Here is a 15,655-nt window from a genome sequence, read left to right on the forward strand (position 1 = left end):
TGCGAGGCGGGCGCAAGATGTTCGACCGCCTGTCCAGCCTTGTCGTTGCGCTGACGCTGGTCACCGTCGCGGTGATCTTCGCCGCGCTGGCTGGCGGCGATGCGCTGACGATCGCGATCCTCGCTCTGGCCGGAATCGCCGCCGCCGCGATCGTCTATGGCGCCCTGCCCTCGCAGCTTCCCGAACCGCAGGGTCATGTCATGGCGGAAACCGCACCGGCTTCGCTGCTCCATCATCCCGATTTCGCGCTGTGGGTCGATCAGGAGAAGGAGCCCCTGATCGGGGTCAGCGGCAATGTCGTGACGATCGTCAACGATGCGGCAGTGCGCCTGCTCGGTCGGCATATCGTCGGAGCCGACATCCGTACCGCAATCCGGCATCCGGCAGCGACCGAGTGGCTGTCGCGCACCGACGATGACGGCCGGCTGGAAACGCTCAATCTTGTCGATTTTCCAAGGCCAGGGCAGCACTGGACCATGCGCATCGTCGCCCTGTCGGAAGGCGAACGAATCATCTTCCTGTCGGACCGTTCGGCGATCGACGCCGCCGACCGCATGCGATCCGATTTCGTCGCCAACGCCAGCCACGAACTGCGCACTCCGCTCGCCGCAATCCTCGGCTATGTCGAAACCTTGCAGGACATGAACGGCGAGGCGGATGGTCCAATGCGCCACCGGTTCCTGTCGATCATCGACCGCGAGGCGGGACGCATGCAGCAACTCGTCATCGACCTGTTGTCGATATCGCGGGTCGAGGCCGACCGGTTCCGCCGACCGACGACGCCGGTCGACCTGACGGCAATCGTCCGGGACACCATAGCCCAATTGCAGGACAGCGAGGATGCGCGCCCCAAGGATATCGTCGATAGCCTGGGCGCCGACGCGCAAACGATCCTGGGCGACGAAGCCCAGTTGGGACAGCTTGTCCACAATATCATTTCGAATGCGATGAAATATGGGCGCGCCGGGACGCCAGTCGCCGTCGAACTGATCCGCGAAGGGCGGCGCGTCCGCCTTGCGGTCCGCGACGAAGGCGACGGCATCGCCCCCGATCACCTCCCCCGCCTGACCGAACGCTTCTATCGCGTTGACGAAGCGCGTAGCCGGTCGGTCGGCGGCACCGGCCTCGGCCTCGCGATCGTCAAGCACATCAGCGAGCGTCATCAAGGACAGCTCGAGATCAAAAGCGAGCTTGGCAAAGGCACGCGAGTTGCCGTGACCTTCCCGCTGAGCGAGGCCAGCGCCGCGTAAAGCGACAAATGCGACGGCCGTTCGCCACTATTCTGTCGCCTTTGTCGCTTTAGCACGCGGCGGCGGCGCCGCCTCGTCACGCAACGCCGCCCGGACGAGCGCCATGTCGGGCCCGGCGCTGATATCGACCGCGCCACCCTTCAGAACGCGAACGATCGTCACGCCGTTGAGCGCGCGATCCATCGCATAATCATATTGGCGCATTCGTCCCATGGAGACAGCGCGGTCCCATGCGGCGGCGAAGCTTTCCGCGCCCGATCGCTCACGCAGACGATATGCCGAGGCCCGATTCATCCCCACGGCCTTCGCGGCGGAGCCAACCGATCCCATCGCCTCAAGCGCGCGAATGAAGCAGGCCTGCACGTCGGGTGTCCAGCCATCGGAACGTCGGCGTCGTTGCGGCACAGGAACGAAGGCAAGACAGCCATCGGCGAGCAACGGCGCGAGTGCTGGGGCGGGGTCCGGTTTCATCCGTCAGTTTGGAGCATGACGATGGAATGTAGGAAAGGAGTATTTGGGGGTGGCGTCGGCTTTTGGGAGGCGGGGAGCGGACGGACGGTTTGCGAGAGGAGCCGCTAGCATAGCTGCCATTATCGGCTAAAGTGCTGTATGCACGCGACGCCTTCCGAAGCACATCTATACCCGCTGATTGGTGAGGAACTGCAGCAAATATGCCTCGATCCCTTCGGCGTGCAATTCAAGTTCGACCGTTGGGGGCTGTCCGTCGAATTCAGCATTGAGCATATCGATGCAGATGGGGGGAGATACCTATACAACTGCAACGCGAAAAGTGGCCCACCGCTGGTTATTCATCGGCTGCTCCAAAAATCGGTTTCGGCTGTCGAACGCGAGGATTTGGCTTTCACGCTATGCTTCGAAGATGACTCAAGGCTCATTGTTCATACGGAACTTGGTCCTTATGAATGTGGGCAACTTTACCGGCTGAGCGACGCATCCGGCATAATCGTATTTTGACAGCGCGCCGAAGGGCAGCCTGCGCGCGAACCCCTCACTGCGGATAATATCTGACTTCGGTCGCTAGCCGCCTTCACTCATTCATTCGATCGCGTCGAGAAGCTTGCCCAGTTTCCCGAACATTTCATCGATCTGGCTCTTCTCCACGATCAGCGGCGGCGACAGCGCCAGGATGTCGCCGGTTGCGCGGACAAGGAGACCATTGTCGAAACAGGCGTGAAACAATTCCGTCGCACGGGCCGTCGGTGCACCGGGGCGCGGTTCGAGTTCGATCCCAGCCACCAGACCGATCGTACGAATGTCGATAACGTGCCGCGCATCCTTCAGGCTGTGCGCCGCATCTTCCCAATAGGCGGCAAGATCGTTGGCGCGGTCGAACAATCCGTCGCGCGCATAGAGGTCGAGCGTCGCAAGCCCCGCCGCGCTTGCCAGCGGGTGCCCTGAATAGGTGTAGCCGTGGAACAGCTCGATCCCGCCGGGTACGCTGTCGATCACGGCATCGTGAAGCTCGCGCTTCACGGCCACCGCACCCATCGGCACGGCAGCGTTGGTCAGGCCCTTCGCCATCGTGATGATATCGGGCGTGACGCCCCACTGTCCCGCCGCGGTCGCGCCGCCCACGCGGCCGAACGCCGTGATCACTTCGTCGAAAATCAGGATGATGCCATGCCGGTCGCAAAGGTCGCGCAGGCGCTGGAGATAGCCGACCGGCGGCAGAAGGACACCGGTCGATCCCGCCATCGGTTCGACGATGACCGCGGCGATCGTATCGGCGCCGTGCAGATCGACGAGCCGCTGAAGGTCGTCAGCGAGTTCCACCCCATGCTGCGGAAAACCGCGGGTGAAGGCATTGCGTCCGATATCATGGGTGTGGCGCAAGTGATCCACGCCGGGCAATCCGCCACCGAAGGCGCGGCGATTGTTCACCAACCCGCCGACGCTGATTCCACCAAAGCCGACACCATGATAGCCGCGCTCCCGCCCGATCAACCGGGTGCGCGTCCCCTGCCCCTTTGCACGCTGGATCGCGAGCGCGATCTTGAGCGCGGTATCGACCGATTCAGAGCCACTGTTGGTGAAGAAGATCCGGTCGAGCCCTTCGGGCATCAACACGGCGAGCCGCTGCGCCAGTTCGAACGGCAGGGGGTGCCCAAGCTGAAAGGTAGGCGCGAAATCGAGCGTCGCGGCAGCTTTGGCGATCGCGTTGACAATTTCGGGGCGGCAATGTCCGGCGTTGCTGCACCACAGTCCGGACGTGCCGTCGAGGATCGTTCGCCCGTCGCTGCTTTGATAATGCATGCCGCTCGCCGACACGAGCTGGCGCGGGTTCGCCTTGAACGAACGGTTGGCGGTGAAGGGCATCCAGAAGGATGCCAGCAGATCATTGTCACCCTGCACTGCCCGCTCTCCCTCCTGATTAGACCCCAGCATAGTGACCGCCGCCGGCAACGCTGGCAATGGCGAAAATGGCCGATAACGGCCCCTCTGGCGCTCCGCATAACTTCAGGATAGGCTGGCGTTCCACAAACGGGCCGGCTCCTCGGCCCAATCGGGGGCTCATGTCAGTCAATCTGGAACAATGGATCAGCGACCATAAAATCGACGAAGTCGAATGCATCGTACCCGACATCAACGGGGTGCAGCGCGGCAAGGTTCTGCCGGCAAAGAAGTTCCTCGCATCGGTCAAGGACAAGTCGCTGCGCATCCCGGGCAGCGTTTTCATCTGCACCATCGACGGTCATTACCCCGAGGATATCGACGATATCTGGGACAAGGATCCCGACAAGATCCTGATCGCCGACCCCGGTACCATCTGCGTCGCTCCTGGCTTTACCTCGCCCACCGCCTTCGTGATCGCCGACGCCTTCAACAGCGACGGGACCGAGGTCGATATCGCCCCGCGCACGATCCTGAAGAAAGTGCTCGGCCTGTACGCGGAGAAGGGGTGGAAGCCGATCATCGCGCCAGAGGTCGAATTCTACCTCGTGTCGCAAAATGCCGATCCGGATTTCCCGCTCACCCCGCCGATCGGCCAGTCGGGGCGAAGCGAGACCGCGAGCCAGCCCTATGGGCTGGAGGCGATGAACGAATATGAGGATATCATCGATCATATCTATGACGACTGCGAGCTGATGGGGCTCGATATCGACACGATGATCCATGAAATGGGCGCCGCGCAGCTGGAGGTGAATTTCATCCACGGCGACCCGCTGCGCCTTGCCGACGAGGTGTTCCTGTTCAAGCGCGTGGTGCGCAATGTCGCGAAGAAGCACGGCGTCTATGCGACCTTCATGGCAAACCCGATGGCCGAACAGCCGGGCAGCGCGATGCACATCCATCAGTCAGTGGTCGATGCGGCGACAGGCAGGAACATGTTTTCGACCGCCAATGGCCGGGATAGCGCGATGTTCCGCAGCTATATTGCGGGACTGGTGCGCTATATGCCGCAAATCTCGCCCCTATGGGCTCCGAACGTCAACAGCTTTCGCCGCATGCGGCCCGACAGCGCAGCGCCGATCAACGTGCAGTGGGGCGAGGACAACCGATCGTGCGGGTTCCGCGTGCCGATCTCCGACAAGGCCAATCGCCGCGTCGAAAACCGCCTGCCGGGCGCCGACAGCAATCCCTATCTGGCGATCGCCGCCTCGTTGATCTGCGGCTATATCGGGGTGGTCGATCGCATGGTCCCGGCGAAGGCGATCACCGGCAGCGCCTATAACCGTGCGCGCACCCTGCCCCGCACGCTGGAAGCCGCGCTCGACCGGTTCGCCTCGTGCAAGAAGGTCCGCAATTTGCTCGGCGACGATTTTTTCGAGATCTTTTTCGCGGTGAAGGATCATGAGCTGTTCAACTATCAGTCGGTGGTGTCGAGCTGGGAGCGCGAGCATCTGTTGATGCGGGTCTGACCCGCGCCCGGCCATGACCGATCCGCTAAACCATAGCTACTATGCAGCGAGCGCACACTCATGGCGACCGCGCGCGTTCGACCCCGAAGATTGCAGGTGCGACGTCGCGGTCATCGGCGGCGGGTTCACCGGCGTGTCGGCAGCTCTGGCCTGCGCCGAGCGCGGCTTTTCGGTCATCCTGATCGAGCGCGAGCGCATCGGCTTCGGCGCATCGGGACGCAACGGCGGGCAATTGATCCCGGGTCTGCGCTGGAGCGCATCGGAACTGGAAGAAGAGTTCGGGCGCGACCGCGCCGATGCCCTGTTCGACCTCTGCTGGCGCGACAATCGCGTCAAGGCGCGGATCGAAAAGCATGGCATCGACTGCGACCTGAAGGCGGGACATCTGGAGGCGGCGTGGACGCCGAAGGACTTCGACGCAATGAGCCGCGAGGCCGATCGTCTCGCGGCCCGGTTCGAATATCGGACCGACGTCGTCGCGAAGGCGGACATGGGTGCCCACATCGCAAGCCCGCTCTATCATGGCGGCATCTACGACCCGTGGGGCGGCCATTTCCATCCGCTGAACTATACTATCGGGCTCGCGCAAGCCGCAGAAGCCGCCGGAGTCCGTATCCGGGAAGGCGAGCGCGCCCATCGCATCACCGACACCCCCGAGGGGCCAGGCATTATGACCGATCGGGCGCATATCGGCGCGCGCTACGTCATCGACGCGACCGATAGCTGGATCGGCGAGGTCGAACCCGACCTCGGCCGCTATACCGTGCCGATCATGAACTATAACATCGCGACCGCGCCGCTGGCCAACGCCGACGAATTGCTGCCGAGCGATGCGGCAGTCGCCGACAGCCGCTTCGTCCTCAACTATTTTCGGCTCTCGGCAGACAAGCGGCTGATCTTCGGCGGCGGCGAACGCTATTCGCAGACACCGCCGCGCGACATCGCGGCCTTCGTGCGGCCGTTCGTGGCCGAGGTGTTTCCGCAAGTCGCCGACGCGACGATCGACTATGGCTGGGGCGGCGTGGTCGCGGTGACGCTGAACAGGCTGCCGCATATCGGGCGGCGCGGAAACGTCTTTTTCGCACATGGATTTTCGGGACATGGCGCACTGGTGACGACGCTGGCGGGCGAATTGGTCGCCGAGGCGATGGCGGGCACAGCCGAGCGTTTCGACGTGCTGGCCAGCCTGCCGTCACACCCCTTCCCCGGCGGCAAGTGGCTCCGCCGACCGCTCGCGACGCTGGGGCTGCTCTACTATGCGATGAAGGACAAGCTCGGATGATCGCCGACGGCGCCATCGCACGGGTCGCGGCGCGCGAGGCCGAGCGTTTCCGCACCGCCAATCCGCGCGCCGTTGCGCATCATGCGGCCGCTAAGGGGTGGTTCCAGTCGGTGCCGTTCCACTGGATGAAGGACTGGCCCAGCCCGGTGCCGATCGTCGCGGCCTCGGCCAGGCATGCGACGCTGACCAGCATCGACGACCAGAGCTATGACGATTTCTGTCTCGGCGACACCGCAAGCCTGTTCGGCCATTCACCGCCAGCGCTCGCCGCCGCGCTTGCCAAGCAGGCGAGCGAAGGGTTGAGCTATATGCTCCCCACCGAACGCGGCGCGGCGTTGTCGGCGCGGCTCGCGGCGATGTTCGGCCTGCCCCAATGGCAAGTCACGACAACCGCCAGCGAAGCCAACCGCGCCGTCATTCGCTGGTGTCGGGGGATCAGCGGGCGTCCAAAGATCCTGACCTTCAACGGCGCCTATCATGGCGCGGTCGATGATGCTTTCGTCGACCTGAAGGATGGCGCACCGGCGATGCGCGCCAGCCTGATCGGACAGGTTCACGATCTGCGCGACACCACGACCGTGATCGAGTTCAATGACGAGGAGGCGCTTGGCTCTGCGCTGCGCGGCGGCGACATCGCCTGCGTTCTGGCCGAGCCAATCATGACCAACGTCGGCATGGTTCGCGATGCCCCCGGCTTTCTGGCAACGCTCCGCCGGCTGTGTGACGAGACCGGAACGCTCCTCGTCCTCGATGAAACGCACACGATCTCGTCGGGCTATGGCGGCCATGGCGTCACGCACGGCCCGACGGCGGACCTGATCGTCATCGGCAAGTCGATCGGCGGCGGCGTCCCCTGCGCCGTCTATGGTTTCAGCGCCGACGTAGCCGAGCGCATGGCGGCGCTCAACCAGTCGCGTGCAGCCGGTCACAGCGGCATCGGCACCACACTCTCGGCCAATGCGCTGGCGATCACGGCGATGGACGCGATGCTGGGCGACGTCATCACGCCCGACGCCTATGACGATATGCTGCGCGGTGCCGCGCGGCTCGTGGCCGGTCTGGAGCAGGAGATCGCCGCGGCCAGCCTCGACTGGCATGTGACGCAGGTCGGCGCGCGCGTCGAATTCCTCACTTGCCCCGCGCCGCCCCGCAACGGCGGCGAGGCGAAGGCGGCAATGCACCCCGAACTCGAAGCCGCGATGCATCTCTTCCTTGCCAATCGAGGAATTTTGCTGGCGCCCTTTCATAATATGATGTTGGTGAGCCCGGTTACCCGCGATGATCAGATCGACCGGCTGGTCGGCGGCTTCGCCGACTGCATACGCGCGTTGAAGGAGTAGAGGGGCGATGTCGAAGTCATCGGGCGTGATCGCGCCGAAGTCGGAGGCCGAGGAATTTTTCCGGGCCAATCCCGACGTCGATTCGATCGAGATGATCTATACCGACTTTGGCGGCGTCCCGCGCGGCAAGCGGCTGCGCCAGCACGAGGTACTCGCAGTCTATGAAAGCGGCCGCATGTTCCCCGGGTCGATCACCGTCGTCGATATCACCGGACAGGATACGGTTGAAACCGGCCTGGTCTGGGAGGATGGCGACGCCGACCGGTCAATGAAGCCGATCCCCGGCACGTTGGTCCGCACGCCCTGGGGCGGCGACCATGCCGCACAGTTTCTTGTCGATTTTTACGAGCTCGACGGCACGCCGCACGACCTCGACCCGCGTCACGTCCTTGGCGGGGTGATCGACCGGTTCACGGCCGACGGGTTGACCCCGGTGCTTGCGGTCGAGCTGGAATTCTATCTCGTCGATCCGCGGCGCGCGCGCGATGGCGGCATTCGTCCCGCCCGCCCCGCCTACAGCCGCGACACGCCGCGCAACGTCGAGGTGTATGGCCTGCGCGAGCTTGACGATTTCCGTCCCTTTTTCGACGCGCTTTACGCCGCGACCGATATCCAGGACCTCCCGCTGGAGAGTGCGATTTCGGAATTCGCGCCCGGCCAGTTCGAACTCACCCTGCGCCACAAGCCCGACGCCCTGCGCGCCTGCGACGATGCGATCATGTACAAGCGGCTCGTCAAGGCGATTGCGCAGCAACACGGCCTCGAGGCGACGTTCATGGCCAAGCCCTTCGCCGAACAGGCGGGCAGCGGCATGCATATCCACGTGTCCGTCGATGACACGACGGGCAGCAACATCTTTGCGAGCAACGATCCCGAAGGCACGCCGGCGCTGCGCCACGCGATCGGCGGGATGATCGGAAGCGTCGGCGACGCCTTCGCGCTCTTCGCACCGCACGCCAACAGCTACCGCCGTTTCAAGGCGAACAGCTATGCCCCCGTCGCGCCGACCTGGGGCGTCAACAACCGCACCGTGTCGTTTCGCATTCCCGCAGGACCGCCGCCAAGCCGCCATGTCGAACATCGCGCCTGTGGCGCCGACGCCAACCCCTATCTGGCCGTCGCCGCAGTCCTTGCCGGCATGCATCACGGTATGGCGAACAGGACCGATCCCGGCACGGCAGTCGTCGGCAACGGCTATGACCGCGACAATTCGGGCGACGACAAGCCGCCTTCGAACTGGTTCGCCGCCGTCGACCGCTTTTGCGAATCGAAGCTGATGCGCGCCTATCTCGGCGAACGCTTCGTCGACATGTTCAGCATCGTGAAGCGTGTCGAGCAGGACCGCTATTTCGGCGTCGTCCCGACGCTCGATTACGACTGGTATCTGCGCAACGCATAAATGTTCCAAAAATAGTTGGTGCAGCGCAAAAAAGCCTCTTCCCAAGGTGACATTATTGAGTCAGCTTGACGTCACATACAGGGAGGCCAGCCATGGATCTGAACGCGCTGCTGAAACAAAACCGGGGTCGTCGCTCGTTGCTGCAGGCGCTGGGGGTCGCAGCGGTCGGGATCAGCTTTGGCGGGCTTGCAGCCTGCAGCAAGGGCGAAGGCAAGAAGCTCGCGAACGGCGAGGAAGCCAAGCTCAATTTCTACAACTGGGACACCTATATCGGCGAGACGACGCTCGACGATTTCAAGGCGTCGTCGGGCGTCGAGGTCACGATGGACCTCTTCGACAGCAACGACACGCTGTTCGCCAAATTCAAGGCCGGCAATCCCGGCTATGACGTGATCGTGCCGTCGAACGACTTCGTCGAGCGCATGATCCGCGCCGACATGCTGCAGCCGCTCGACCATGCGCAAATCCCGAACATCAAGAATATCGAACCGAGCTTTATCAACGTCGACTACGACCCCGGCCGAAAGTTCTCGATGCCGTATACCTGGCTGGTCCTTGGCATCGGCTATCGCAAGTCGAAGGTGAAAACGAAGCCCGACAGCTGGAAAGTCCTGTTCGACAGCCCCGAATATGCCGGCCGTATCGCCTGGTTGTCGGAGGCCGGCGATATGTTCCGCCTTTATGGCAAATATCTTGGCAAATCGGTCAATGCGCTGACGCCTGCCGATATCGAGACGATCTCGGCAATGATGATCAAGCAGAAGCCCAATGTGAAGAAATTCCATGAGGACGACGGGCAGGACCTGCTGATGAAAGGCGACTGCGACGTCGTGCTCGAATATAATGGCGACATCGCGCAGGTGATGACCGAAGACGACGATCTCGACTTCATCGTGCCGAAAGAAGGCAGCCAGTTCAATTCGGACACGCTCTGCATCCCGAAGGGCGCGCCGCATCCGAAGAACGCGCATGCTTTCATCAACTATATGCTCGATGCGGAAGTCGACAAGAAGATCACCGAAACGATCCTGTTCCCGACGCCGAATGCGGCAGCGAAGGCTTTGATGCCCGAAAGCTACAGGAACAACCCCGTGATCTTCCCGCCCGCGGATATCCTCGCGAAATGCGAATATGCGAAGTTCAACGAAAAGCTGCAACCGCTCTACGAAGAGGCATTCACGAAAGTACGGGCATCGTAGCGGCCTAAAGGGGGCATCGGGGGATGGCCGAGCAGGACTGGAAGACGAACAAGAGGGTCTTCGCTGCGGTTTCGCTGCCGACCCTGCTTTGGACGATTCTCTTCTTCGCAATCCCGATGGCGATCGTCTGGGTTTACAGTTTCGGCCAGAACGCCGGGCTCAATGAAATCGACATCTCGGGAACGCTCGACAATTACAAGCGTGCCACAGAATGGCTCTACCTCGGTATCTTCGGCAAGAGTTTCGCTGTCGCGGCGCTGGTTACGCTGATCTGTCTGATCGTCGGCTTTCCGGTTGCGATGGCGATCACCTTCGCCAGCGAGAAATGGCGGCCATGGCTTCTGCTCGGCATCATGTTGCCCTTCTGGACCAACCTGCTCGTTCGCACCTATGCACTGATGATCATCCTCGGGCAGCAGGGTTATGCGAACAAGGGGCTGGAGGCGCTGTGGGGCGGCGCGAGCTGGATCAAGACGCTCATCGGGCTCCAGCCGCTTCCGACGTGGGAGCCCGCGCAGCTCCTGTTCAATAACTTCGCCGTCGTCTTCGGGCTCGTCTACGTCCACCTGCCCTTCATGGTGCTCCCTCTTTACGCAGCGCTCGACCGGCTCGATCGCAGCCTGGTCGAGGCGAGCCTCGACCTCGGCGCCGGCCATTTCCGGACGATCATGCGGATCGTCGTCCCGCTGGCGGCTCCGGGTATCGTCGCCGGCGTGATGATCACGCTGATCCCTGCCCTCGGCGCCTATCTCACCCCCGACCTGATGGGCGGGACGGACAGCCAGATGATCGCGAACGTCATCGAACGACAGTTCAAGAAGGCAAACGACTGGCCCTTTGGCGCAGCGCTCTCCTTCATCCTCATCTATGCGATGTTCATCCTGATCGCGCTGCAATCGATGCGCCGCAAAGTGCCGGAGCTTCACTGATGGCGCTCTTAAGCCGAACGCCGCGCGCGCCGCTCGAATACAGCCGGACCCTGTGGATGCGGCTGTGGGTCGGCGCAGTGATGGTCTTCCTCTATGCGCCGCTGATCGTGTTGATGATCTTCAGTTTCAACGACAGCAAGCGCAACGTCGTGTGGCGCGGCTTCACGATGAAATATTACGACAAGGCGCTGAACAACGACGTGCTGGTCGAAGCGCTTGTCAATTCGCTGACCATCGCCGCGCTCGCGACGGTCGTCAGCCTGATCCTCGGCGCCATCTCCGCCGTGATGCTCTGGCGCTTCCGCTTTCCGCTCAAGGGCGCGGTCGACGGGACGATCTCTTTGCCGATCATCGTCCCCGAAATCTGCATGGGTGTCGCCTTCCTGATGTTTTTCGCGAAGGTACAGTGGCCGACGGACCTGATCTGGCCCTTGAACCTCAGCGCGATCACGATCGCCCACATCACTTTCTGTTTCCCCTTCGTCACGATGGTGGTGCGGTCACGCCTCGCCAGCTTCAACCGAGAGCAGGAGGAGGCCGCGAAGGATCTCGGCGCCGGCGAATGGCAGATGTTCCGTGACGTGTTGATCCCGCACATGAAGCCCGCGCTCATCGCCGGTGCGCTGCTGTCCTTCACGCTCAGCCTCGACGATTTCGTCATCACCTATTTCACCAGTGGCCCCGACACGGTCACCTTCCCGGTGAAAGTCTATTCCATGCTCCGTTTCTCGGTCACGCCGGAGGTCAACGCCGCCTCGACCATCCTGATCATCCTCACCATCGTTTTGACCGCCATCGCGCTGAAGCTTCAGGGCGTGAAGGCCATCGCGGAAACCCACTGACCATGACCGACGCGCCCAAGAAACCGATCATCCAGATCCAGAACGTGACCAAGCGCTTCGGCAAGGTTGCGGCGGTCGACAATGTCAGCCTCGACATTCTGGCCGGAGAGTTCTTTGTCCTGCTGGGGCCTTCGGGGTGCGGCAAGACCACCTTGCTCAGGATGATCGCGGGGTTCGAGCTGCCAACCGAAGGGACGATCCTGATCGACGGGCAGGATATGGCGGGCATTCCCCCAAACAAGCGGCCAGTGAACATGGTGTTCCAGAGCTATGCCGTCTTCCCGCACATGAGCGTCGCCGACAATGTCGCCTATGGCCTGAAAATCGCCGGCGTGCGTGGTGGTGAGGTCAAGGATCGCGTTGCCGAGGCACTGGAGCTGGTCAAGCTGGGCGGGTTCGAGGACCGGATGCCCGACCAGATGTCGGGCGGTCAGCGCCAGCGCGTCGCACTTGCGCGCAGCCTGATCATGCGGCCGAAGGTGTTGCTGCTCGACGAACCGCTGTCGGCGCTCGATGCAAAGCTGCGCGCGCAGATGCAGTTCGAACTGGCGGACCTGCAGGATCAGGTCGGGATCACCTTCGTCACGGTCACCCACGATCAGGACGAAGCGCTGTCGATGGCCAGCCGCATCGCCGTGATCAACAAGGGCGACGTGTCCCAGCTCGCGACCCCGTCGGACCTGTACGAATATCCGGCGAACCGCTTCGTCGCCGACTTCGTCGGATCGGTGAACATCTTTGAGGGCAAGCTGACGCTGGACGAGCCCGACAAGGCGGCGGTCGACTGTGCCGGGTTGGGCAAGGTCTATCTGAATCACGGAGTCACCGGCCCGCACGGCGCCGATGTCTGGGTCGCGCTGCGGCCCGAGAAGATCTATCTGCACGTCCCCGGCGAAGGCAAGGCGGTCAGGGCCGCGGCGCAGGACGCGCCCGAGGGGTATAATTTCGCGCGCGGCAAGATCAAAGGCATGAGCTATCTGGGCGACATCACCCTGTTCGAGATCGAGCTGGAATCGGGTGCGCGAATCCGCGTATCGCGCCCCAACCTGTCACGCCACGACCAGGAGGATTTCACCTGGGACGACAAGGTCAGCATGCACTGGCGCGCGGACAGCCCGGTCGTGCTGCTGAGCTGAAACTCAAGCGCGTCATCCCGGCCTTCGCCGGGGTGACGGATATGAGTATCAGTGCGCCGCCTTCTTGCCCGGCAGGAAATGCAACAGACCGACGATCACGCCGCCGAGCAGCAGCCCGAACACGCCTGCACCCGCCGCTGCGATCAGCCACTCCCACAGCCCCGCCAGCGGCAACCCGCCACCGACCCGATGCGCAAGATCGTGAAGGCCGTGGCCAAGCCCACCGATATGATATTCGTCCAGCCCGTGCAGAACGATCTGCCCGCCGACCCACAGCATCGCGGCCGTTCCGACGATCGCGAGCGCTCCGAGCAACTTCGGCATGAAATCGACAAGGCCGCGCCCGATCGCACGGCGTAGCTTGTTCCCCTCTTTCGCCATATGCAGGCCGATGTCGTCCATCTTCACGATCAGCCCGACGACGCCGTAGACCGCAACGGTGATAAGGACCGCGACCAGCGCGAGCGTTGCCCCGCGCATCACCAGATGTTCGTCGAGAACTTCGTTGAGCGCGATCACCATGATCTCGGCCGACAGGATGAAATCCGTACGAACGGCGCCCTTCACCATGGCCTCTTCGTGATTCTTGTCGGCCACGATCTCGGCGTCCTCGGCGAGGCTCGTCTTGTCTTCCTGCAGCGAGTGCAGGACCTTTTCGGCCCCTTCGAAACAAAGATAGGCACCGCCCAGCATCAACAGGGGCGTGATCGCCCAGGGCAGGAAGGTCGACAGCAAAAGCAATGCCGGCAGGATCAGCACCAGCTTGTTGAACAGCGACCCCTTCGTGATCCGCCAGATGATCGGCAATTCGCGATCGGGCGTGAAGCCGGTCACATAGCGCGGCGTGACCGCGGTATCGTCGACCACCACGCCCGCCGCCTTGACGCCTGCCTTCGACGCGGCGGCGCCGATATCATCGATGCTCGCCGCCGCGACCTTGGCGATCGTGGCAATATCGTCGAGCAGGGCAAAAAGGCCGGAGGGCATGAGGTTTGGGCTTCCTTTCTCAGAGAGCGCGGAGTTTCGGTTCGATCTCATCGAGCGATTTGCGGATGATGGCAACCATGTCGTCGATCTGTTCGGTCGTGATGACCAGCGGCGGGCACATCACCAGGCTGTCGCGAATGCCGCGCACCATCAGGCCGTTGGCGATGCAGGCGTCGCGTGCCATCGGCCCCGCGGTTCCCTCCGCGCCGCCAAAGCGCGCGCGCGTCGTCTTGTCGGCGACGATCTCTACCGCGCCGAGCAGTCCGACCGACCGCGTCTCACCGACGAGCGGATGATCGTCGAGCGACGCCAGCGCGCTGGCAAGATGCGGGCCGGTGATGTTCCCCGTGCGCTCGACAAGCCCTTCGCGTTCGATGATCTCGATATTCTTGAGCGCGACCGCCGCTGCGACCGGGTGCCCCGAATAGGTGAAGCCATGCACGAAATCGCCGCCGGTCTTGAGCACATCGACAACATGCGTCGCAACCGCGGTGGCGGATATCGGGAGATAGCCCGACGACAGCCCCTTCGCCATCGGCATCAGATCGGGCGTAAAGCCCATGGTTTCATGCCCCCACATCTTGCCCGTCCGTCCGAAACCGCAGATGACTTCGTCGGCGACGATCAGCAGGCCATATTTGCGCGCCACCGCCTCGACCTTCCGCCAATAGCCCTTGGGCGGAATGATCACACCGCCGGCACCCTGCACCGGTTCGCCGATGAAGGCCGCGCAATTTTCGGGACCAACCTCGAGAATTTTGTCCTCGATCGCCTGAACGCAAGCGTCACAGAATTCTTCGTCGCTCATCCCCTGCGCTTCGTTGAAGGCATAGGGCTGTCGAACATGTTCGACGCCGGGAATCGGCAGATCGCCCTGCGCGTGCATCGCTTTCATCCCGCCAAGCGAAACGCCGGCGACGGTCGAACCATGATAGGCATTCCACCGACTGATGAAGACAGTGCGCCTGGGCTCTCCCTTCAGCTTCCAATAGTGGCGCACCATGCGAAAGACCGTGTCATTCGCTTCGCTGCCCGATGCATTGAAAAAGATATGCGGCAGGCGATTTCCGGTCAGGCTGGCGATCTTCGCCGCAAGCGTGACCGTCGGCGGCGTCGCGGTCTTGAAAAAGGTGTTGTAGAAAGGCAGCTCGCGCATCTGCGCCGCGGCGGCCTCAACCAGTTCCTCCCGGCCATAGCCCACGTTGACGCACCACAGGCCGGCCATGCCGTCGAGAATGCGATGACCGTCGCCATCGTGGATATAGCAGCCCTCGGCATGGGTGATGATCCGGCTGCCACCCAGCGTTTCGATTTCGGCCCAATCGGCCTGCGCGGGAAGATGATGCGCGACGTCGAGACGGCGCAGTTCGGCGATGTCGTGATTGCGAGGCATGTCTGAACTCCTGAATT

Annotated in this window: 14 protein-coding genes; 10 read left to right on the forward strand and 4 right to left on the reverse strand. The window is 62.8% G+C overall.

What is annotated here, in order from left to right; genetic code table 11:
* Positions 1-17 precede the first annotated feature (17 nt).
* The gene (locus tag JNM03_RS14625; protein ID WP_294037685.1) at positions 18-1,250 is read left to right on the forward strand and encodes an ATP-binding protein; all 1,233 of its coding nucleotides are present in this window, start codon (positions 18-20) and stop codon (positions 1,248-1,250) included.
* Between the two features lie 27 nt (positions 1,251-1,277).
* On the opposite strand, the gene JNM03_RS14630 is transcribed toward JNM03_RS14625, so the two are convergent.
* Positions 1,278-1,721 (reverse strand): hypothetical protein, encoded by a 444-nt coding sequence (locus JNM03_RS14630; RefSeq protein ID WP_294037686.1) that lies wholly within the window; start codon positions 1,719-1,721, stop codon positions 1,278-1,280.
* A 138-nt stretch (positions 1,722-1,859) separates the two neighbouring features.
* On the opposite strand from JNM03_RS14630, the gene JNM03_RS14635 reads away from it, so the two are divergent.
* Positions 1,860-2,225, forward strand: coding sequence for a hypothetical protein (locus JNM03_RS14635; RefSeq protein WP_294037687.1), 366 nt, complete (start codon positions 1,860-1,862; stop codon positions 2,223-2,225).
* Between the two features lie 81 nt (positions 2,226-2,306).
* Here JNM03_RS14635 and JNM03_RS14640 read toward each other — a convergent pair whose 3' ends face one another.
* Positions 2,307-3,623, reverse strand: a complete 1,317-nt coding sequence (locus JNM03_RS14640; protein WP_294037689.1) for an aspartate aminotransferase family protein — start codon at positions 3,621-3,623, stop codon at positions 2,307-2,309.
* Between the two features lie 161 nt (positions 3,624-3,784).
* On the opposite strand from JNM03_RS14640, the gene JNM03_RS14645 reads away from it, so the two are divergent.
* The 8 genes from JNM03_RS14645 (at position 3,785) to JNM03_RS14680 (ending at position 13,258) form a co-directional block, all read left to right on the forward strand.
* A complete protein-coding gene (locus JNM03_RS14645; protein ID WP_294037691.1) occupies positions 3,785-5,131 on the forward strand; it encodes a glutamine synthetase family protein in 1,347 nt (448 codons plus the stop codon).
* 13 nt (positions 5,132-5,144) lie between these two features.
* Positions 5,145-6,413, forward strand: a complete 1,269-nt coding sequence (locus tag JNM03_RS14650; RefSeq protein ID WP_294037693.1) for an FAD-binding oxidoreductase — start codon at positions 5,145-5,147, stop codon at positions 6,411-6,413.
* The gene (locus JNM03_RS14655; RefSeq protein ID WP_294037694.1) at positions 6,410-7,753 is read left to right on the forward strand and encodes an aspartate aminotransferase family protein; all 1,344 of its coding nucleotides are present in this window, start codon (positions 6,410-6,412) and stop codon (positions 7,751-7,753) included. Before JNM03_RS14650 ends, JNM03_RS14655 begins: the two co-directional genes overlap by 4 nt.
* A 7-nt stretch (positions 7,754-7,760) precedes the next feature.
* Positions 7,761-9,152, forward strand: coding sequence for a glutamine synthetase family protein (locus JNM03_RS14660; protein WP_294037696.1), 1,392 nt, complete (start codon positions 7,761-7,763; stop codon positions 9,150-9,152).
* A gap of 92 nt (positions 9,153-9,244) precedes the next feature.
* A complete protein-coding gene (locus tag JNM03_RS14665) occupies positions 9,245-10,351 on the forward strand; it encodes a PotD/PotF family extracellular solute-binding protein (RefSeq protein ID WP_294037697.1) in 1,107 nt (368 codons plus the stop codon).
* Between the two features lie 23 nt (positions 10,352-10,374).
* Positions 10,375-11,280 carry an ABC transporter permease gene (locus JNM03_RS14670; RefSeq protein WP_294037699.1) on the forward strand — a complete coding sequence of 302 codons (906 nt, stop codon included), beginning with the start codon at positions 10,375-10,377 and terminating at the stop codon, positions 11,278-11,280.
* A complete protein-coding gene (locus JNM03_RS14675) occupies positions 11,280-12,122 on the forward strand; it encodes an ABC transporter permease (protein WP_294037701.1) in 843 nt (280 codons plus the stop codon). The genes JNM03_RS14670 and JNM03_RS14675 overlap by 1 nt, the downstream gene beginning before the upstream one ends.
* Positions 12,123-12,124: 2 nt before the next feature.
* A complete protein-coding gene (locus tag JNM03_RS14680; RefSeq protein WP_294037702.1) occupies positions 12,125-13,258 on the forward strand; it encodes an ABC transporter ATP-binding protein in 1,134 nt (377 codons plus the stop codon).
* Positions 13,259-13,306: 48 nt separating this feature from the next.
* Here the strand turns inward: JNM03_RS14680 and JNM03_RS14685 are convergent, their stop codons facing one another.
* Both JNM03_RS14685 and JNM03_RS14690 read right to left on the reverse strand, forming a co-directional pair.
* Positions 13,307-14,245, reverse strand: a complete 939-nt coding sequence (locus tag JNM03_RS14685; protein ID WP_294037703.1) for a DUF808 domain-containing protein — start codon at positions 14,243-14,245, stop codon at positions 13,307-13,309.
* Positions 14,246-14,264: 19 nt separating this feature from the next.
* Positions 14,265-15,638, reverse strand: a complete 1,374-nt coding sequence (locus tag JNM03_RS14690) for an aspartate aminotransferase family protein (protein WP_294037704.1) — start codon at positions 15,636-15,638, stop codon at positions 14,265-14,267.
* Positions 15,639-15,655 lie beyond the last annotated feature (17 nt).

The sequence above is a fragment of the Sphingopyxis sp. genome (genome assembly GCF_016793825.1).
In the GTDB taxonomy this organism is placed as follows: Bacteria; Pseudomonadota; Alphaproteobacteria; order Sphingomonadales; family Sphingomonadaceae; genus Sphingopyxis.

What these genes read in the sequence shown, in the direction of transcription:
- JNM03_RS14650 (WP_294037693.1), top strand. Translation starts at nt 5,145, where the DNA reads ATGACCGATCCGCTAAACCATAGCTACTATGCAGCGAGCGCACACTCA.
- JNM03_RS14685 (WP_294037703.1), bottom strand. Translation starts at nt 14,245, where the DNA reads ATGCCCTCCGGCCTTTTTGCCCTGCTCGACGATATTGCCACGATCGCC.
- JNM03_RS14675 (WP_294037701.1), top strand. Translation starts at nt 11,280, where the DNA reads ATGGCGCTCTTAAGCCGAACGCCGCGCGCGCCGCTCGAATACAGCCGG.
- JNM03_RS14645 (WP_294037691.1), top strand. Translation starts at nt 3,785, where the DNA reads ATGTCAGTCAATCTGGAACAATGGATCAGCGACCATAAAATCGACGAA.
- JNM03_RS14670 (WP_294037699.1), top strand. Translation starts at nt 10,375, where the DNA reads ATGGCCGAGCAGGACTGGAAGACGAACAAGAGGGTCTTCGCTGCGGTT.
- JNM03_RS14665 (WP_294037697.1), top strand. Translation starts at nt 9,245, where the DNA reads ATGGATCTGAACGCGCTGCTGAAACAAAACCGGGGTCGTCGCTCGTTG.
- JNM03_RS14635 (WP_294037687.1), top strand. Translation starts at nt 1,860, where the DNA reads ATGCACGCGACGCCTTCCGAAGCACATCTATACCCGCTGATTGGTGAG.
- JNM03_RS14625 (WP_294037685.1), top strand. Translation starts at nt 18, where the DNA reads ATGTTCGACCGCCTGTCCAGCCTTGTCGTTGCGCTGACGCTGGTCACC.
- JNM03_RS14690 (WP_294037704.1), bottom strand. Translation starts at nt 15,638, where the DNA reads ATGCCTCGCAATCACGACATCGCCGAACTGCGCCGTCTCGACGTCGCG.
- JNM03_RS14660 (WP_294037696.1), top strand. Translation starts at nt 7,761, where the DNA reads ATGTCGAAGTCATCGGGCGTGATCGCGCCGAAGTCGGAGGCCGAGGAA.
- JNM03_RS14655 (WP_294037694.1), top strand. Translation starts at nt 6,410, where the DNA reads ATGATCGCCGACGGCGCCATCGCACGGGTCGCGGCGCGCGAGGCCGAG.
- JNM03_RS14680 (WP_294037702.1), top strand. Translation starts at nt 12,125, where the DNA reads ATGACCGACGCGCCCAAGAAACCGATCATCCAGATCCAGAACGTGACC.
- JNM03_RS14630 (WP_294037686.1), bottom strand. Translation starts at nt 1,721, where the DNA reads ATGAAACCGGACCCCGCCCCAGCACTCGCGCCGTTGCTCGCCGATGGC.